A 19813-nucleotide genomic window follows, 5' to 3' on the forward strand; every position below is an offset into this window, starting at 1 on the left:
GATAGGAATCTACCCCATGTCGATGGTCACCAGTAATCGTTTGTTACCACTTCTTGCCGGTTCCGTTGTGCTGATGGCGGTGCTCGTCGCGGTGAAGTCCTGTTCCCCGAGCGACGAGCAACCCCAGCTGTTGGAAGCCGTGCCACAGGCACCGAAACCGGATGCCGATACACCGGCGGATACCATCAAGACACTGACGGCCAACGTCAGCGCCATGACCTCGGAGCTCAATGCCCTGCGCCGTGATAACACCGCACTCAAACAGGAAAACCGCGATTTGATCGAAGACCGAAAGCAGATCGAAAACAACGTGCTGTCGAGAGTGCAGACAGCTTTGGAGGAAAAACGTACGGATGCCGCGCCAAGCGAAACCACGTCGGCCATCGCCGCGTTGACGGCGAGGGTGGATTCCCTGGCCAACCGCTTTGGGACGTCATCGACACAGCGGACTTCCACGGGTTCTGATATTCCGGTCGGGCTCGGCCTGGATGGTGTCAGAACATCGGCGTCGGAAGCGGAATCACTGGTGTGGGTCAACCCCCTGGAGCTTGCGCCATCGCCTGATGCTGATAAAGAGACGTTGCTTAACCGCTTCACTCGCGGCAGCCGCAATGCGTTAGATAGCGCCGGTCCGGAAGTGAAATCGCTGGTAGCGAAAGGATCCGAAGCCCTCAATACCGCTCTGCCGGTCTACACCGTGCCGCGCAATGCCACTCTGATTGGCTCCACTGGCATGACCGCCTTGGTGGGCAGGGTGCCGATTCAGGGGCAGGTGCGCGACCCCATGCCGTTCAAGGTGATTACCGGTAAAGAAAACCTGGCCGCCAATGGACTGCGCATACCCGGTATTGAGGGCATGATCTGGAGTGGAACGGCTGTTGGCGACTGGACGCTCTCCTGTGTGACCGGGAAATTGGAATCGGTGACCTTCGTGTTCGAGGACGGCACCATTCAGACCATTTCCTCTGATGAAAAGTCCAGTGGCGGCAACCAACGGGGTGGTTCCAGTGGAAGCAGCGATAGACCGCTGGGCTGGATCTCCGATGCGCGGGGCATCCCCTGTATCACGGGCGAACGCAAGACCAACGCTCCCGCATTCCTGACACAACGCATTGGTGTGATGGCCCTCGAAGCCGCCGGTGAAGCGGCAGCACAGGCCGAAACCACAACGCTGATCAATGATTCAGGCTCGGCCACCAGTGTGGTCTCCGGTGAGACCGGTAAATACGTACTGGGCAAAACCCTGAGCGGCGGTAGCGACGAAGTCGCCCAGTGGTTGCGGGAGCGTCAGGCACAGAGTTTCGATGCGGTCTTCGTGCCCGCCGGTGTCGAGCTGGCAATCCACGTTGATCATGAACTCCCCATCGATTTCCATTCCAACGGCAGGAAACTTCATCATGAAACCAATCCTTTCCAACAAGCGACGATTATCACTGGTTCTGGTCTGGACTAGCGCCCTGATGGTCGGCTGTGCCAGCACTAAAGAGACAGTACTACCGCAGGACGGCCCGACCATGAAGTCCATTTACGATCAGCACATGGTGGATGTTCAGAAGCCAGACCACCGGCGAGTCATCGGTGGTCAGCAGTTACCGCAATCTGGTATCGACCACTATCAGGGCTTTGTGCGAGAGGCTGCTAATGAAATCGACACGGTATTTCCTCGTCTGCCGAATCCTACGCTGGTGATGTATATCTTTCCCCACCTGTCGGGCAGTGAGCGCACCCCGGTACCAGGTTATGTCACCACCTTTCCCTTTTATGAAAAGGTGGAGTACGCCTTGCCGGGAGAAGTGCCGGGGGAAGTGCCTGGTGAAGCGTCCGCAGCGGCCAATCACTCGACGTTGGATCAGTAGGAACGCCTGATGCCAAAACATAAACCTAACCTTCCCGAGGGTGCGCCCTTAACCACTGCCGCGGTCAAACAACACTATACCCGCCCGCCGTCGTTTACCGATTTGCTGCCCTGGATGGAATACATTCCCGAGAGTAGAGCTTTTCTGTTAGAGGATGGGGTCAGCCTCGGCGCGCTGTTCGAGGTGCAGCCGGTCGGTTGTGAGGCAAGGACGCCAGCCTTTATGACGCAGCTGCGTGACGCCATTCAAACGGCAATCAACGAGGCCATTCCCGAGCGCGACGATGCGCCCTGGGTATTACAGATCTATGTCCAGGACGAGCCCAGGCTAACCCAATTCAATGAGTCGTTGGCCCGTTATCCGTCGCCGGCGGTTCGTGCTTCGGATTACTCTCAACATTACCAGTCGGTGATGTCGAAGCACCTGCAAGCGATTTCCCGACCGGGTGGGTTGTTTGACGATACCACCGTCACCGGCTCGCGTTGGCAGGGGCAGCAACGGCGGATCCGCGTTGTGCTCTACCGCCGTTTGAAAAGCAACGGCAAAATGCCACCCGCTGTTGAAGTGGAGGAGGCGCTCAATGACGTGGCCACCAAATGGATCGCCTCACTGACCTCTGCCGGAATCAATGCCCAACGGGCCAATGGTCAGGCGTTCTATCATTGGTTGCTGAGCTGGTTTAATCCCAATCCACCGCTGGCAGACGGTAATCCGGAAGCACTGATGCAGTTGGCACCCTACCTGGGTGATGACCACTTACCCTTCGGCTATGACTTTGCCGAGCAGCTGACCCTGTCGATGCCACACTCCGACGAGGCAACCTCGAGCTGGATTTTCGATGAACTGCCGCACACCGTCGTGACCGTACAAAGCTTGCGGCGGGCCCCGGACATCGGGCACTTCACGGCGGAACGCCAGGCCGGGGATCAGGTGTATTCGCTGTTCGATCGTTTGCCCGAGCACACCATCATGGCGATAACCCTTACGCTCAAACCGCAAGACACCACCCGCAATCACATTGCCCAGATCAAGCGTGCTTCGGTAGGAGATTCCGCTGAGGCGTCGATCACCCGGGAAGATGCGGAACAAGTGGAGCGGGAAATGGCGCAGGGCAACAAGCTGTATCCTGTGAGCATGGCCTTCTATGTGCGCGGAGATAATCAAAAGGCGCTACGGAACAATTTGAATCGTCTCCACGCGCTGCTTTTGCCCAATGGTCTGCAGTCCATTGCCCAGGAAGCTGACCTGCTGTCGCTCGACAGTTACATCCGTAACCTGCCCATGGCCTACGACGCCGACCTGGACAAATCCCGCCGACGCTCGCGCCTGATCTTCTCACGGCATATTGCCAATTTGGTACCGTTCTACGGCCGTTCCCGTGGCACCGGTCATCCCGGCCTGGTGTTCTACAACCGGGGTGCCGAACCGCTGGTCTTCGATCCGCTGCACCGGGATGACCGCAAGAAGAACGCCCACATGCTGATCCTGGGGCCGACGGGGGCGGGCAAGTCAGCACTGCTGGTGTATCTGTTGCAGCAGATGATGGCACGACACCGGCCACGGATTTTTATCATCGAGGCCGGGGCTTCGTTTTCGTTACTGGGGCAGCATTTTGCGCATCACGGTCTGTCAGTGAACCAGATCACCCTGAACCCCAATGTCGATGTCAGCCTGCCGCCCTTTGCCGATGCGCTTCGACTGCTGGATCGGCGCCATGCGTTTAATCCGCTCGACGTCGATGAGTCCACAAGCGAGGAGACGTTAGACGAAGATGATGAGATGGACGAAGAGGGCGGCGGTCGCGATATCCTCGGTGAAATGGAGATTGCTGCACGCATCATGATCACCGGTGGCGATGAACGCGAAGACGCGCGATTGACCCGGGCCGACCGACTGCTGATCCGCAACGCCATCTTCCTTGCCGCAAAAACGGTGAAAGAGACCAGTCGACCCCAGGTGATTACCCAAGATGTGGTCAACGCCTTCCAGACCATCGCCACCAACAGGGAATTGCCCGAACACCGACGTAATCGAGCCCTGGAGATGGGGGACGGTATGGCGCTTTTCTGCTCGGGCCTGGCGGGCCACTTTTTCAATCGGCCGGGGCAGTCCTGGCCAGAAGCCGATGTCACCATCCTCGAAATGGGCATGTTGGCCAGAGAAGGCTACGAGGATCAGCTCACCGTTGCCTACCTGTCTATGATGAGCCACATCAATGACCTGGTGGAACGTCATCAACACGACGATCGGCCCACGCTGGTGGTGACTGACGAAGGCCATATCATTACCACCAATCCCTTGCTGGCGCGCTACGTGGTCAAGATCACCAAAATGTGGCGCAAGCTCGGTGCCTGGTTCTGGATCGCCACCCAGAATCTGGAAGACTTTCCGGATGCCAGCCGCAAGATGCTCAACATGATGGAGTGGTGGCTGTGCCTGGTCATGCCGAAAGAGGAGGTGGAGCAGATCGCCCGCTTCAAGGATCTCAATGACGAACAGCGCAACCTGCTGTTGTCTGCCCGCAAGGAGCCGGGAAAATACGTGGAAGGAGTCGTTTTGGCCGACAAGGTCGAAGCGCTGTTCCGCAACGTGCCGCCAGCCTTATCGCTCGCCCTGGCCATGACCGAAAAGCATGAGAAGGCTGAACGTGCAGCGATTATGCGTGAGAAGAACTGCTCGGAGCTGGAGGCGGTTTACGAGATCGCCAAGCGTATCGAACAGTCTCGTGCGTAGCAGTTTTACTGATCTCAGGGGTGTTTCACGACTCCACGGCAGGCCGGATAGGTTGCGCATCCCCAAAATTGATTGCCCGCGTTTTGTCCCTTTCTGGCCGTTCTTAGTACCATCGTAGCGCCACACTTTGGGCACTGTTTTCGACTTTGGGGCGTCGTTGACGCTGTGACTGGCGGCATGACTGCGGGGGCGGCTGGCGGTGAGGGAGCCTTCTTCTGGCGCAGATGATTGACGTGTTGGCGGTTGGTGGTAAACCCCCGCTGTAATCTCAGCTGTTCGATGTGTGCCGTCACAGTCTCCACGGCGGCCTGGCTGAGGATCACTTCGCGCCGCGCTTTGATATACCGGATATACCCACCGGCATAAACCACATTCTCGGGCAATTCAGTCTTGAACGTCGAATCACCGACAAACACCACCAGCGAGTGAATCGCGGAAGCCGGAATATCCAGCAGGGTTTCCAGGGTTTTGACGTGTTTATAGTTCTGGTGCAGTGGGTTCTGAAATTTATGGGTATGTTTGTAGATTTTCTGGGTCCAGGTTTTCTGGTTGGCCGAGCCGAATATCCAGCCCTTCATATTTTTGGTTTCAATTACGAATACGCCGTAGCGCGACACAATGATGTGGTCGATCTGTGTGGTGCCATCATCGGTTTGTAATGTCACATCCTTGATCAGGCGGTATTCGTCCTTTGGAAGAAACAGTCGTGCGGCCGTATTCACCAGAAACTCACCGGCAATGCCTTTGAACCAGGGGGACTTGAGAACACCTGCCAGGATGGCGAGAGGTATGAGGTACCACAGCGCGCCGTAGACCTGTTGGATGATGGGGCTGAAATCCATTCCTGTATTTCTTCCGTTACGAATGTCCCGCCATTATAGGAATGTCGCCTCTGGTCGGCCAGAAACATCGACGCTTCATGTCTGGATTTTCCGTTTATCCCCCACCGTCAATCCTTCAGCATGAATGCTCTGTCAAAGATATGTGGATCTGGATGGCCGCCAGTGAATAGTGCAAGAGCTCATCTCATTCTTTCGATCGTTCTAATAGGGGTGCTCTGTGAGCCGGTTTTGGCTGACGAACCTTCAATTGCGATCGAGGTATTTACCGATTCAATGAACCCGGTCGCGAATGGTACGGACGGTATAACCGTGTACTACATAGACCGTATTGATCGACTTCAGAAAGAACTCTCCAAAGATTTGCCAGCTAATCCCGAAGTTGCAAAACAGACAGCCCTCCATCGCTTTCAGCGTATGGACAATAAACTCAGCCATGAACTGGAAAACGCCGCTAACGGCCTGGTGCAGGCGATGCAGTACGGCATTGATCGCTACCCGGCCATTGTCTTCGATGGCAATGCGGTGGTTTACGGTATCACCGATGTTCGAGCGGCAACCCAACGGTATCGGCAGTGGCAGGCCGGGGAGGGTCGACCATGATGCGCGCTATCCGCCGCTGTGGATTCATCCTGCTGATGTGGGCGCCCCTCATGAGCCATGCTGGAACCATCTCCACCACGGAAATCGTTTCCCAGACCACGAGTGCCGCGCTCAGCTGTATGCGCTGGATGCCAGTGGGGATGTGCTTTTGGCTGCGCTGTTCCATTTATGAATGCGATGTCGAGACCTCAATCAAAGTTGGCCATTACCAGCCGGATGCGGTGGTGAGCAGTTACAACGAACTCGGTAGCAATCCCTGGATGGAGATCCGCAACATTCTTGGAGCCGCCCAAAGTTCCGCCGCGACAGGACTGCTCGGCAGCTTGCTGGCCGTGCCCATCGAGAGCGCCGGGAATCGAACGGAAGGTGGGCAGGGCAACAAGGATCACCGCAATCTGATCTTTCGGGAGACCGATGTCATCGGCCACCCTTTAGGTTCGCTGTCGGGAGTCCTCGCGGGTACCGGCTATTTGTGTGAATCGGAAACCACCTCCTTTTATCCCTATTTCATGTCGAGTTTGGATGCGCTCTCCTGGCGTATGGAAATCCCGGAGATGTTCTATCCAGCGAGTCTGATACCCGGCATGCGGGAAATCGGCACCTGGCCTCTGCAGACCTGGGGTGGTGTCTACCCCAGAACAGGTTGGACCACCCAAGCGGAGGAACCTAAGGCCGCGGCGATCAATGCTCAGCGGGCCGGGGATATCGTGACCCGGAACGGTCAGCCGCACATTTATGATCAGATCGAAGCGTCTTCCAGTTCCGACCAGCGGATCTGGTCGCCGGGCCCATTGGTGGAAGACGATCCCGCCACCGGTGAGTGGCAGATGTTGCTGCCCAAAGCAGAATCAAGCTGCGCTGTTTTTGGCACCAACGATCTCGCCAGCGCCAATGGTTGGGGTGGTGGCCGCGTGGACGAGGAGGGTGATTACGCCTGGAACCTGTGGAGGCCTTATCAGTGCTGTGAAAAAGAAGGCCAGTTTTTTCTGTTCGACATCAACTGGATCAATTACCCGCCATGATCAAACACAACCCTATTCACTGTCTGCTGATCGCTTTGGCCGTCGCTATTGTCCCCGACAGCTATGCCGATCAGGCGCCCACGGAAGATGGGCTGTGGTATTACGAGATCGGTGGCGCCGAACCGGTCTCGGTACCGGCCAATCCTGCTGTGGTCTCCACAACATTGGGAGGTTCTGCTCAACTGGGACTCGGCTACAGCTGCGGCAAGTTCGATCCGGTGGCGGCGGTGACCAATACCCTGAACGACATCGGTTCCGGCGTCGACAACATGATGAACGCCATGACAGCAGCGGCCACCAGCGCCATAGCGTCGTTACCGGCGCTCATTCTGCAACGAGCCAACCCCGGCCTGTACGATCTCTTCCAGAATGCCCTAATCAAGGCCGAAGAAACCATGCAGCTGGCGACCAAGTCCTGCGAGCAGATGGAGACGGAAATCGCCCAGGGCAAGAACCCCTATGCCGATCTGATCACCTTGTCCAAAGGTAACGACTGGAAGGTGCAAATGGGTATCGGCGGCAATGATGCCGTCACTGCCAAAGACACGGTGGAATCCTCTAACGGCGATAACGGTGTGCCCTGGATCGGTGGGCAGGCCGGAGGAACCGGCCAGCCAGTGCTGGAGTTCACCGGTGATATCGTCGAGGCCGGTTACAACATCAATATGAATCGCGCCGTGACTGACACTACCCCGGTACCGGCCGCATCGGCCACCCGCCTGTCGGAAATCTGGGGGTCGCCGGCCGAAGCCCGGGACTGGACCGTGGATGTGGTGGGCGAGAATATCGTTACTACTTGCGATACCTGCCGCAAGGACAGCATTCCCGGTACGGGTCTGCTGCCGAAGCTCTATCAGGAGTCCGCCACCGTCACCACCGAGATCCAGAACCTGGTCAGTGGCGCGACACTGCCTACGTTGGCCAATCTCGACCAGATCACCGCCCCCGGCGTGGCCATCACCCGTCAGGTGATCGAAGCCATCCGCGAAATGCCGGCCTCAGAGCAGAGCCTGATCATGGGCCGCCTGGTCTCCGAGATCAGCACCGCACGCACGGTCGAGAAAGCACTGTACGCCCGACGTCTGCTGCTGTCGGGAAGACAGGTGCCGGAAGTCTACGCCACCGAAGTCGCCCGCGAACACGCGGACAACTCCATCGCCGAGCTGGATAAAGAAATCGAAAACCTACTGTTTGAAACCCGTGTACGCAAAGAAGTGGTATCCGACACCGTTGCCACATTACTGGAGCGAGCGGCTGCCAAACGGCAGAGTTCACTTACCGTACCGGAAGTGCCCACACTGGATCCCAATCCGTTGCGAGGTGGGCGTGTTCAATAACCTCCGAACAAGGCGAAAAAACTTTCTGCTATTCACCACCATGGCCGTGTTGCTGACAGCGCTGGTGGGGTATCTCCTGATGCACCGATTACAAACGGATTCCGTGCAATCCGTTCAACAGAGCATCGAGGACTGGCGGACGACGTTGACAGCAATACGCTGGGCAGTGATCGCCGTTGTTGCCCTTGGCTGGAATCATCTGATTGCCTGGCTGGCTGATGCAAAAATCCTGAGCCAGGCCAAAGCAAACCGACTAACAGGCTTACGCTGGCGCGTCGTCACCTGGCTGGTTTTGCTCGAATTAGTGTTAGGGCAGGGTGTGTTGGTCAATGCCATCGGCTTGATGGTTAGAGCTTGATCATTGGAGCAGGGCAATGAGTGTCGATAGCTATCTGGAACTCTTTACTTCCCTCTTCGGCTGGACCTTCTACGGCATTCTGTGGGATGTGCTGGTCAGTACCGGCATCGTCTATCTCCCGTTTCTGGGCATCCTGATCGATAACTGGCGCGAACCGGCGCAGGGCGGTGAGGTGGGCCATGCCAGTGGCCTCTCACTGCGGCGCATGGAGATCGAGCTGTTCATTGCGCTGTTGGTAGTCGTGCTGGCCGGGCAACCCGCTGCCCTCACGCCACTCAATGCCAGTACCTTGTCCTACCCGCCGCCGCCGACCTTGCTGAGTCCAACGCCAACAACCGCGACCGTAGCGGCCCCACAGAGCACCTATGGCACGACCGGGTTCACGGGTTCTGCCGCAACCGTCAATGTTCCCGTCTGGTGGTACGGCGTGATCGCCCTCAGCTCCGGCCTGAATCACGCCATTGTCGAAGGCCTGCCTACCGTGGCAGATATGCGCACCTTCGAGCAACAAGCACACCTGGCCACCATCGCCGATCCGCGACTCCGGCAGGAGGTGAGCGATTTCTTCAGCCAGTGCTATATCCCGGCCCGCTCCAAATACCAGGCTGAACGACCAAACACAGCGGCCATCAGTGGCATTCTCACCGCCTACGGCGCCGATGATCCCGACTGGATGGGCTCCCACGTCTACCGGGATACCGCCGGCTATTACGATACTCTGCGCCCGGCCAACCAAATCACCGATTGGGCTTACAACGCGGCCAGGGATACGGAATACGATCCGACGACTCCGCCAGCCTGGGGCAAACCCTACTGCAAACAGTGGTGGGAAGATGGGGCCATCGGCTTGCGGGAGAAACTGATCAATGAGGCAGATGCCACATCGGCCGGCTTCTCCGGTCTGGTGGTCGCTATCGCGCCGGCACTGGCCAGCGAGCAGCAAAACGACGCCGTCGCCAAAACGGTTCTCACCAATGCGCCCCCCTCCTGGTCGAGCAATGAACTGATCGCCAATAATGCATCTGGGGCAGGATTGGTCAACACCGCTGGATCCATCGTCAAAGGCGGCCTGGCGACCGGTGGTGTAGTCACCGCATCGGCCCTGTTTTCCGTCACCATGACCGCCGTGTTGCAGTCATTGCCCATGGTCCAGGCCATTATGCTGCTGGGCATCTATGCCCTGCTGCCACTGGTGGTGGTTTTGTCCCGCTACTCCATTGCCATGATGGTGGTCGGTGGCATGGCCATCTTCACCATCAAGTTCTGGACAGTGCTCTGGTATCTGGCCATGTGGGTGGATCAGAACCTGATTCTGTCCATGTACCCTGACGTCAATGTCTTCCTGCAGATCTTCGCCAACCCTGGCGAACATGACGCCAAGCGCATGCTGTTGAATATGATCACAACCAGTCTCTATCTGGGATTGCCGCTGCTGTGGAGTGGGATGATGGCGTGGGCGGGGGTGAATATAGGGCGCTCTATCACTGCAGCTACTTCCCCGCTCGCAAGGCCTGCTGATGATGCAGGAAGGCAGGGCGGCAGTTTGGGTAAAATGGCCGTCTCAAAAGGGATGAAGAAGAAATAGGGAGCTGTTACAAGTCCTCCTCATACCAGCCATCTGGATCAGCTCCAGAGTCCATACGTCCAGTACGAAAATTGTGCTCCCCAAATCGGTCTGAGCCATCTCCTAAGGGACGGTCTTCGCTTTCGTCGTCATCGGCGCTGAATAGAATGCCCACAGCGGTTACGAGCAAAGCAGCACTGGCTCTGAGGATATTGGCAATGCGGTTGACAGTATTCATCGGCAGACTCCACCTGCGGGTTACTCCAGCTCAGATTTAAGTATAGCGCCGTTGGACAAAAAAACTTAGCTCAGCCACTCAATCCTGACGGGGTGGGCCTCAAGTCAATATTTGCAGTTCTGGCGCTTAATGGAAGTATCCGTTGATTGATCTATGTCAATCATCAAGGGCGTTATGTTTGAACTTTCGAGAGAATAAGGTATCTTTCTTAGGGTTAATATAACCATTTGCAGATTATGTGGCGTAGCAGATTCAGATTTTACATGGCGATTTTCGCGTTACTGGCTTTTACCAGCCAGTCGTTCGCTGTTGCGAAATTGCCCTGCCACAAGATGAGTCACGAACCCGATGTTCCAGTAATGACGGGGGCAATGGATCATGGAAGCCATACCAAGGCAAACAATATCCAGATCAATAATGCCCTTACGGCTGATGCCGCTGATTGTTGCAGCCAGGATCACTGCTCTCAGCTGGATTGCATCTCTGCAAGCGTTGCGGTGGTGAGTACACTGTCGTCGTTTTCCGTCCAGTTTTCTCAAACCCTCAATACAGCGTATTCGGTTTCCTTCCTCTCCCAGGCAGCTTCCTCGCTGTTTCGCCCCCCCATTTCCCGCTGAAGTAGGGTTGGTACGCCTGAAATTCAGGCGTCTGACGACTCGATAAGCGGGAGATCAAAACTCCCATAACGTATGTTTAAAACGCGCCATCGCTACGAGCGCGTTCACTGCAACTCTTGATTGGGAGTCATCATGAAGCCGTTACATACCTATCTGCGCTTTCCGGCGCTGATCGTATTCCTGTTATTTCTTACCGCTTGTTCCGAAAGCGAAAATCACGCAACTAAAAGCGCAACGATTGCCACGTTGGATGTTTATAAAAGCCGCACCTGTCAATGCTGCCAGCAATGGGTTCACCATATGGAAGATGTTGGTTTTGACACAAAAACCCACCACCCGTCGGACTTGAATCGCATTAAAAATGACTATGGCATAGCACCTGAGTTCCAGTCCTGCCATACAGCAGTGACGAGTAACGGTTATGTGTTCGAAGGCCATATCCCTGCGCGCTTTGTTCAGCAGTTTCTGGAAAACCCTCCCGATGACGCCATCGGCCTTAGTGTGCCTGGCATGCCAGCAGGCAGCCCTGGTATGGAGATGGGTGACAGGTTTACAGCTTATAAGGTATGGCTGCTTAAAAAAGACGGTTCGGCTGACGTGTTTGCATCTGTGAATAGTCGCGATCAGCAATAGGACATATAACGATGAACATTCAATGGGTATTTTTATTATTTTTGCTGGTGGGGTTTCCTGCGTTTGCTCAGAGCCCGACTAATAAGCTGAGTCTGGATGAGGCCATCGCCCATGCCATTGCCACGGATCCCTGGCTGAACGGTAGCCGGCATCGCGAAGATGCTTTGACCAGCGAATCAATTTCAGCATCGACGCTTCCAGACCCCAAGGTCAGCCTGATGGCGGCTAACTTTCCTACCGATAGCTTCGATATCAACCAGGAGCCTATGACGCAGCTCACTGTAGGTGTTAGTCAGGTGTTCCCTCGCGGCGATAGTCTGGCGCTGTCCAGCCGTCAGAAACAGGAGTTGGCGGAACAGGAGCCGTTGCTCAGGCAGAATCGTCAGGCCAGGGTAACGGCTATTGTCTCGCAGTTGTGGCTGGACGCATTCAGGGCCCAGGAGAGCATTCGATTGATTGAGCAGGATCGCTCGCTATTTGAACATTTGGTGGATGCAACCAAAGCGAGCTATTCGTCGGCACTGGGAGGTGCTCGCCAGCAGGATATTATCCGGGCCCAATTGGAGCTTACCCGGTTGGATGATCGTTTGACGGTGCTGCGGCAACAGTCGGAGTCAGCCCAACAGCGTTTATCCGAGTGGGTCGGCGGTCTTGCCAGTCTGCCGTTAGCGCAGCTTGTGCCCAGTCAGTACGGTGATGAGCCGGCGTCGGTGGGAGGTCAGCCGGATAGTGATCGTTGGCTCTATGAACAGGTCAACCGGCACCCACTCTTGCGGGCGCTTGATCAGCGTATTGATGCCATGGAGACCGGGGTCGAATTAGCGCGCCAGAAATATAAACCTGAGTGGGGTCTTTCCGCCCAATATGGCTATAGGGACGATGATCCCATGGGGCGTGACCGGGCTGATTTTTTTTCTGTCGGTGTGACCTTTGACCTGCCGCTTTTCACCGGCAAGCGACAGGATAAAGACGTCAGTGCGGCCACTTCCCGGGCTGAGGCCATAAAAACTGACAAGTTACTGATGGCGCGAAAGCTGATGGCGGAACTGGATACGGCCTTGGTACAGCTACAGCGCCTGAATGATCGTCGCGCGCTCTACGCCGAGCAGTTATTGCCGCAAATGGCCGAGCAGGCCGAAGCTGCCCTGGCCGCCTACAACAACGACGACGGCGACTTTGCCGAAGCGGTGCGCGCCCGCATTGCTGAGTTAAATGCCAAGATCGACTTTTTAACGATCAGGATTGATCGGCTGAAGACGATTACCGAGTTGAATTACCTCTTGTCCAAAAATGGTTCAGAACCGTTTCCCGCCACCAACAGTAACCAGGCGCAAGGATTAACCCCATGAAGATTCAATTGAATAAATCTTTTTTCATTACCGTTGCCTTGTTGATTGCGACAGCGACCCTTGCGCACTATTCGGCCCTATGGCGTATGAAAGGGACCACGGGCGGTGATGACGTTGCAGCCGAGAAAAAACCACTCTACTGGGTCGCGCCGATGGATCCCAATTACAAGCGCGACAATCCGGGTAAATCCCCTATGGGGATGGATCTGATACCAGTGTATGAAGATGCGGGCGGCGATCAGGAGATTGGCACAGTCACCATCTCTCCCGATGTGGTCAACAATCTTGGCGTACGTACAGCGTCTGCTACTCGGGGGCAGCTGGACGTCTCTGTCAATACCGTGGGCTATGTGCAATATGATGAAGACCGTCTTGTTCACATTCATCCACGGGTAGAAGGCTGGATTGAAAAACTCCATGTCAAAGCCGCCGGAGATCCGGTCACTCAGGGCGAGCCGCTCTATGCCTTATATTCGCCTACCCTGGTCAATGCCCAGGAAGAAGTGTTGCTGGCATTAAAGCGAAATAACCCAACACTAATCACTGCTGCCATGGAGCGGCTGTCGGCTTTACAGGTGCCGGAATCGGAAATCCACCGACTGAAAAAATCTGGCAAGGTCAGTCAGACGATCACCATCAAGGCCCCGCAATCCGGCGTATTGGACAATCTTATGGTCCGTGAAGGCATGTTTGTGAAACCCGGTATGGAAATGATGGTCATCGGGCAACTGGAACATATCTGGGTCATAGGAGAAGTGTTCGAGCGTCAGGTCATGAGCGTACGGAAGGGCGATGCCGTGCGCATGTACCTCGATTATCTGCCAGGACGCACGTGGTCTGGCACCGTTGACTATATCTACCCGTCACTGAATACCCAGACTCGAACAGCTCGGGTGCGCGTACGATTCGACAACCCGGACGGCTACCTGCGACCGGGTATGTTTGCGCAAATGACGATAGCGACACAACCCGCTCGGGAGGCGTTGCTCATTCCGCGGGAAGCACTGATTCGCACGGGTAGCCAATCGCGAGTCGTGTTGGCTAAAGGTGACGGGCGCTTTAAATCCATCGCCGTAGAGGTAGGGCGAATTGGCGAGTACCTGGTGGAGATTCTGTCGGGGCTCAACGAGGGCGACCGGCTTGTGACTTCCGCGCAATTTTTGCTTGATTCCGAATCCAGCAAGACCTCGGATTTTCGTCGCATGAACCACAGCCCGGATGACGATACCCAGCCTGAAACACCGGCATCGGTATCAGTCGGCGCCCGTATTGAAGGCATCATGGTCGAACACCGGATGCTCACGCTGGCACACGACCCCAGTGATGCCTGGCAATGGCCTGCCATGACGATGGATTTTACCGCAGACCCTGCGGTGGATCTGGATGGGCTGAAACCCGGCATGAAGCTGCACGTGGAAATTAAGCGGGACGGGGGCAGTAATTACGTTGTCAGCCAGATCCATGGTTTGGAACCGATATCCGAAGACTCACACGAGGATGGAGACGACCAATCCATGGGCAACAGCCCGCATCAGGGTATGAGCCATGATGCGATGGATATGGATCAAGGCCAGCGCAACGGGGAGGACAAGCCATGATCGAAGCCATTATCCGCTGGTCTGTCCAAAACCGCTTTTTTGTGCTGCTGGCCACTCTGATTCTGGTGGGGGTCGGCGGTTGGTCCCTGAAAAACACGCCGGTAGATGCCATTCCCGATTTGTCGGACGTGCAGGTGATTATCAAAACCAGTTATCCGGGGCAGGCGCCGCAGGTGGTGGAAGATCAGGTCACCTATCCACTGACTACTGCCATGTTGTCGGTGCCTGGTGCGGTCACCGTACGCGGCTACTCGTTTTTTGGCGACTCCTATGTCTATGTCATTTTTGATGAGGATACCGATGCTTACTGGGCGCGTTCGCGGGTACTGGAATACCTGTCGCAGGTGGCGCCCACTTTGCCGCCCAATGCCAGGCCGCAATTGGGGCCGGATGCCACCGGTGTGGGTTGGGTCTACCTCTACGCACTGGTGGATCGCACCGGTCAGCACGATCTCAGCCAGCTGCGCAGCCTGCAGGACTGGTTCCTGAAATACGAACTGCAAACTGTGCCCGGGGTATCTGAAGTCGCTGCACTTGGCGGCATGGTGAAGCAGTACCAGGTTAAGGTGAACCCGGACAAGCTGCGAGCTTTTAACATTCCACTCTCTCATATCCAGACGGCAATCCAGCGCGGCAACCAGGAAGTCGGCGCTTCTGTGGTGGAAATGGCGGAAGCGGAATACATGGTGCGCGCGTCCGGCTACATCCAGGGGCGTGATGATCTGGCCAATATCCCTTTGGGCCTGAACGTCAACGGTACCCCCTTGCTGTTAAAGGATGTGGCCGACATCGAAATCGGGCCACAGATGCGCCGGGGCATTGCCGAACTCAATGGCGAGGGTGAGACAGTAGGCGGCATTGTGGTCATGCGCTTTGGCGAGAATGCGCAAAAAACCATTGATGGTGTCAAAGCCAAGCTGGAGACACTCAAGGCCGGGTTGCCTGAGGGTGTGGAAATCGTGACGGTCTATGATCGTTCCGGCCTGATTGAGCGCGCCGTGGAAAACCTGTGGCACAAATTGCTGGAAGAATTCATCGTCGTGGCCCTGGTGTGTGTCGTCTTCCTGTTTCATATCCGCTCCAGTCTGGTGGCCATTGTCAGTTTGCCGGTAGGTATTTTGGCCGCATTTATCGTCATGCATGCGCAAGGACTTAACGCCAATATCATGTCGTTGGGCGGGATCGCCATTGCCATAGGCGCCATGATCGACGGCGCCATCGTCATGATTGAAAACATGCACAAGCATATGGAACGCACGCCACTGACCAACGAAAACCGCTGGCAGGTAGTCGCGGAATCTGCCGCCGAAGTCGGTCCTGCGCTATTTTTCAGCCTGCTGATCATTACCGTGAGTTTCGTGCCGGTGTTTACCCTGGAGGCCCAGGAAGGCCGTATGTTCTCGCCGCTGGCCTTTACTAAAACCTACGCCATGGCCGCGAGTGCTGCATTGGCAGTAACGCTGGTGCCCGTGCTGATGGGCTATTTTATCCGTGGCAAAGTACTGCCTGAGCACAAAAATCCACTCAATCGCGCGTTGATTGGCGTGTATATGCCTACGCTTAAAACCGTGCTTAATTACCCTAAATCCACGCTCGTGTTAGCCCTGGTGATTACGGTTATCGGATTTTGGCCCGTCAGCCAGATAGGTAGCGAATTTATTCCCCCTCTGGATGAGGGTGATTTGATGTATATGCCCACCACCTATCCCGGTCTGTCGATAGGTAAAGCGCGGGAGATCCTGCAGCAGACCGACAAGTTGATAGCCACGGTGCCCGAAGTGAAAAGTGTATTCGGCAAAATCGGTCGGGCAGAAACGGCCACTGATCCGGCGCCCCTGACCATGATTGAAACGTTTGTCCAGTTGAAACCGAGAGAGGAGTGGCGCGATGGTATGACTACGGAATCGTTAAAAAAGGAACTGGATGCCTTGGTGAAGTTTCCTGGACTGACCAATGCCTGGGTGATGCCTATCAAAACCCGTATCGACATGCTGGCCACGGGTATTAAAACCCCGGTGGGTATCAAAGTAGCTGGCCCCGACCTTAAGGAAATCGAAAAGATCGGCAAGCGCCTGGAGCAGGTGCTCAAGGATGTGCCGGGCACCGCCTCGGTCTACTCCGAGCGAGTAGCGGGTGGCCGTTATATCAAGGTGGATATTCAGCGGGAAAAAGCAGCGCGTTATGGTCTCAATATTGCTGACGTGCAGCAGGTGGTGGCCACCGCCATCGGCGGCATGAACGTCACGCAGACAGTCGAAGGGTTGGAGCGTTATCCCGTCAATCTGCGTTATCCCCAGGACTATCGTAACTCGCCGGAACAATTAGCCCTGTTGCCCATCGTAACAACCAGTGGCCAGCGCATTGCATTGGGGGATGTCGCTCGTGTTTATGTGGAAGACGGCCCCCCGGCCATCAAGAGCGAGAATGCCCGCCTCAACGGCTGGACCTTTGTTGATATCGATGGCGTGGATATTGGCAGTTATGTAAAAAATGCCATGGCCGTGGTGGCCGATCAGGTCGAGCTACCAGCAGGCTACTCCCTGAACTGGTCGGGGCAGTACGAATACATGCTGAGAGCCAAGGAAAAACTCACCTATGTGGTGCCGCTGACGCTGGCCATTATCATCGTGCTGCTCTATTTCAATTTTCGCAACTTTGCCGAGGTCGCGATCATCATGGGCACTCTGCCGCTAGCCATGGTGGGCTCGATCTGGCTGATGTACGTGCTCGGCTACAACTTCTCTGTCGCTGTTGGCGTGGGCTTTATTGCGCTGGCAGGTGTGGCAGTAGAAATCGGCGTCATCATGCTGGTGTACCTCAATCAGGCCTATCGCCATATGCTGGAAGACTGTGAGCAGAAAGGTGTTGAACCGCGAAAGGAAACATTGCGCCACGCGGTGTTGCACGGTGCCGGCCTAAGGGTAAGACCCGTGATGATGACTGCAGCGGCGATTATCGTGGGGCTGTTACCTATTATGTACGGCACGGGTACCGGTTCGGAAGTCATGAGTCGGATTGCGGCGCCTATGGTGGGTGGCATGCTGAGTGCCGTGGTATTGACTTTGCTGGTATTGCCGGCGGTTTATCTGCTTTGGAAGCAGAGTAAGGGTAAAGACGGAACTTAAGCTATGGACCTGGCGTACCCGATTATAAAGTTTGGGTGCGCCGTTCTGAATTCTAACCCTATATTCTTGGCCTCTCTGTAGCTTCTGGAGCTGCAACCGATGGGGAACACGTCGGTGTCAAACATTTGATTCAGGTCAAGAACTGGCGATATCAGATCTGCTAGATTAAAACGGTCAATAAAGGGAGCCGATATGGTTCATTATCTGGGTATTATGTTGGTCATTTGGGGGTTGCTTGCGCAACCACTGATGGCTGCATTGCCCAGGGATATGCAGGTTCACCTTCCAATACCGGCAAACGCGCTTAACCATGGCTCGATCGCCTCGATATTGGATCTGGACCATACGCGACCAGTCCCAGCGCCCACTTCCGATTCTCTCAACCCGAATGACCGTGGTGAACAGGCGGCCGGACATAGCCTCACTGCTTCGACAATGCCCTGTCATCAGATTGCCAAGAGCGATTCGCCCAAACCCCGCGGTAAGTGCTTAGCCGGTCATTGCGACTCAGGCTGTCTATCGGCCAGTCACTGTGCGTCAACCTGTTCAGCCTCGGGAACAGTTGGGGCGGTCGGTTCATTTTTTAAAAATACTATGAATCATGCCGCCTGCGACATGTTCAATACTGCGCCGGAACCATTGTTGGCACGGCTCCCCTCACGCATTTTTCACCCTCCCAAAACGGCCTGATCAGGCCGGTAAGCCCGCTGGTATAACAACCGCGATACCTGTTTCCTGAAGGGTTCCGCCTTTGCGGGCCCTGGTTCTTGAACCTTTGAAATCCCTGCTGGTGGTTCTCCCGCTTTGTGCTGTGAGCAACGCATGTTCCGACTTGCCAGGGTAAACAGGATTACACATACATTACTGGAATGTAATACATGGGTCATCTTAAGGTCAGAAACGCCGCTCTACTATGACAATGGATAAGTCCAGGTGCAGCTTGGGAGTTGTGTACGGGTCGATTCAATGCAGAAACGCCGTGACAGGATATCGGGCCAATATTGACGGTTGACGGTTGACGGCGTACAGGCTACAGATCGAGGGCGTGTAATAGTGAGTACGAGAAGCCTGATACCTGTTAATGAAAATTGCTTGACCTGTGTCTTGGACACAGGTGTAAGGTGACAAAAAGCCGGACAAATTCTTTGGATTTTCTCTCGGGTTTAAAACTGATGATTAACTCATATCGAGGCAAGGAACAGATCTTCGGGGTTAATCTGAATCCCGCGATAGTCAGACTGAGCTGCGAGGAGAGCTGTGTGAAAGTGATCGAAATGGCCAGGCGTTTAGGGGTTACGGCCGATACCGTGCGGTTTTATACCCGGATCAAGATTCTGAAACCGGGTAAGAACAAAGCCAATGGATATCGGGAATACAGCGAAAAGGATTACAACCGCTTGCGATTCGTGCTGAGTGCACGGCAACTGGGCTTTTCCGTTGAGGATATTCAGGAAATTTTGAACCACGCGGATAAGAAGAAATCGCCTTGCCCGACGGTTCGCCGCTTGATTGACCAACGCCTGAATGAAACTGAACAACGGTTCGCCGAGACTCTGCAACTGCGGGAACGCATGCAGCAGGCCGTGGTCGAGTGGAGCCAAAAGCCGGATAAGGTGCCGACCGGCCATATGATCTGTCACCTGATTGAAGAGTTTGCCCAGTAAATCAACATAGAGGATTTGCCATGAATACACAGAAGTTTGAGAGCCCTACTCATCACCAGGGCGGCTGTTGTTGCGCCAGCAAGTCATCCACAGCAGCTACCACCCGGAGCAGTGTTGGCTCAGATAGCGATATCCCGCTGCAGCGGTTACAGGTGCAAGGCGCCACGTGCGGTGGTTGTGTAAGAAGCATTGAGCAAACGCTACGCTCTGTTTCCGGTGTAAGCGATGCGTGTATGGATCTGGCGACGGGTGTCGCTTCGGTCGTTGGCATGGTCGA

At 55.5% G+C, this 19813-nt stretch carries 17 protein-coding genes; 15 read left to right on the forward strand and 2 right to left on the reverse strand.

Going from position 1 to position 19813, the window contains the following annotated elements:
• Positions 1 to 16 precede the first annotated feature (16 nt).
• Genes AACZ17_RS12690 through AACZ17_RS12700 form a run of 3 tightly spaced genes read left to right on the forward strand, consistent with a single transcriptional unit; the run spans position 17 to position 4589 of the window.
• Positions 17 to 1453 carry a TIGR03752 family integrating conjugative element protein gene (locus tag AACZ17_RS12690; RefSeq protein ID WP_290740069.1) on the forward strand — a complete coding sequence of 479 codons (1437 nt, stop codon included), beginning with the start codon at positions 17 to 19 and terminating at the stop codon, positions 1451 to 1453.
• The gene (locus tag AACZ17_RS12695) at positions 1398 to 1856 is read left to right on the forward strand and encodes a TIGR03751 family conjugal transfer lipoprotein (RefSeq protein ID WP_290740072.1); all 459 of its coding nucleotides are present in this window, start codon (positions 1398 to 1400) and stop codon (positions 1854 to 1856) included. The genes AACZ17_RS12690 and AACZ17_RS12695 overlap by 56 nt, the downstream gene beginning before the upstream one ends.
• Before the next feature lie 9 nt (positions 1857 to 1865).
• A complete protein-coding gene (locus AACZ17_RS12700) occupies positions 1866 to 4589 on the forward strand; it encodes a conjugative transfer ATPase (protein ID WP_290740075.1) in 2724 nt (907 codons plus the stop codon).
• Positions 4590 to 4603: 14 nt separating this feature from the next.
• On the opposite strand, the gene AACZ17_RS12705 is transcribed toward AACZ17_RS12700, so the two are convergent.
• A complete protein-coding gene (locus tag AACZ17_RS12705; RefSeq protein WP_290740077.1) occupies positions 4604 to 5431 on the reverse strand; it encodes an NERD domain-containing protein in 828 nt (275 codons plus the stop codon).
• A 228-nt stretch (positions 5432 to 5659) separates the two neighbouring features.
• On the opposite strand from AACZ17_RS12705, the gene AACZ17_RS12710 reads away from it, so the two are divergent.
• The 5 genes from AACZ17_RS12710 to AACZ17_RS12730 are packed head-to-tail and all read left to right on the forward strand — an operon-like array spanning position 5660 to position 10333.
• Positions 5660 to 6031 (forward strand): TIGR03757 family integrating conjugative element protein, encoded by a 372-nt coding sequence (locus tag AACZ17_RS12710; RefSeq protein ID WP_290740080.1) that lies wholly within the window; start codon positions 5660 to 5662, stop codon positions 6029 to 6031.
• Positions 6028 to 7053 carry a TIGR03756 family integrating conjugative element protein gene (locus AACZ17_RS12715; RefSeq protein ID WP_290740083.1) on the forward strand — a complete coding sequence of 342 codons (1026 nt, stop codon included), beginning with the start codon at positions 6028 to 6030 and terminating at the stop codon, positions 7051 to 7053. Before AACZ17_RS12710 ends, AACZ17_RS12715 begins: the two co-directional genes overlap by 4 nt.
• Entirely contained in the window at positions 7050 to 8390 is a 1341-nt protein-coding gene (locus AACZ17_RS12720) for an integrating conjugative element protein (RefSeq protein WP_290740086.1), read from the forward strand. Before AACZ17_RS12715 ends, AACZ17_RS12720 begins: the two co-directional genes overlap by 4 nt.
• Positions 8380 to 8748: a hypothetical protein gene (locus AACZ17_RS12725; RefSeq protein ID WP_290740088.1), complete on the forward strand. Its 369-nt coding sequence runs from the start codon at positions 8380 to 8382 to the stop codon at positions 8746 to 8748. Before AACZ17_RS12720 ends, AACZ17_RS12725 begins: the two co-directional genes overlap by 11 nt.
• A gap of 16 nt (positions 8749 to 8764) precedes the next feature.
• Positions 8765 to 10333, forward strand: coding sequence for a conjugal transfer protein TraG N-terminal domain-containing protein (locus AACZ17_RS12730; RefSeq protein WP_290740091.1), 1569 nt, complete (start codon positions 8765 to 8767; stop codon positions 10331 to 10333).
• 7 nt (positions 10334 to 10340) lie between these two features.
• Here the strand turns inward: AACZ17_RS12730 and AACZ17_RS12735 are convergent, their stop codons facing one another.
• Positions 10341 to 10550: a hypothetical protein gene (locus tag AACZ17_RS12735; protein ID WP_008296020.1), complete on the reverse strand. Its 210-nt coding sequence runs from the start codon at positions 10548 to 10550 to the stop codon at positions 10341 to 10343.
• Positions 10551 to 10813: 263 nt separating this feature from the next.
• Here AACZ17_RS12735 and AACZ17_RS12740 point away from each other — a divergent pair, with 263 nt between their 5' ends.
• The 7 genes from AACZ17_RS12740 to AACZ17_RS12770 form a co-directional block, all read left to right on the forward strand.
• Positions 10814 to 11167, forward strand: coding sequence for a hypothetical protein (locus AACZ17_RS12740; protein ID WP_290740098.1), 354 nt, complete (start codon positions 10814 to 10816; stop codon positions 11165 to 11167).
• A 132-nt stretch (positions 11168 to 11299) separates the two neighbouring features.
• Positions 11300 to 11800, forward strand: a complete 501-nt coding sequence (locus tag AACZ17_RS12745) for a DUF411 domain-containing protein (protein ID WP_290740101.1) — start codon at positions 11300 to 11302, stop codon at positions 11798 to 11800.
• Positions 11801 to 11811: 11 nt separating this feature from the next.
• On the forward strand, positions 11812 to 13149 hold the full coding sequence (locus AACZ17_RS12750) for a TolC family protein (RefSeq protein ID WP_290740104.1): 1338 nt from the start codon (positions 11812 to 11814) through the stop codon (positions 13147 to 13149).
• On the forward strand, positions 13146 to 14747 hold the full coding sequence (locus AACZ17_RS12755; RefSeq protein WP_290740107.1) for an efflux RND transporter periplasmic adaptor subunit: 1602 nt from the start codon (positions 13146 to 13148) through the stop codon (positions 14745 to 14747). Before AACZ17_RS12750 ends, AACZ17_RS12755 begins: the two co-directional genes overlap by 4 nt.
• Entirely contained in the window at positions 14744 to 17872 is a 3129-nt protein-coding gene (locus AACZ17_RS12760) for an efflux RND transporter permease subunit (protein WP_339638392.1), read from the forward strand. Before AACZ17_RS12755 ends, AACZ17_RS12760 begins: the two co-directional genes overlap by 4 nt.
• A gap of 1259 nt (positions 17873 to 19131) precedes the next feature.
• Positions 19132 to 19536, forward strand: coding sequence for a MerR family DNA-binding protein (locus AACZ17_RS12765; RefSeq protein WP_035230620.1), 405 nt, complete (start codon positions 19132 to 19134; stop codon positions 19534 to 19536).
• A gap of 20 nt (positions 19537 to 19556) precedes the next feature.
• A partial coding sequence (locus AACZ17_RS12770) for a cation transporter (RefSeq protein ID WP_339638393.1) occupies positions 19557 to 19813 on the forward strand: 257 nt, incomplete at its 3' end.

Source organism: uncultured Haliea sp. (assembly GCF_963973825.1).
Lineage (GTDB): Bacteria > Pseudomonadota > Gammaproteobacteria > Pseudomonadales > Halieaceae > Haliea.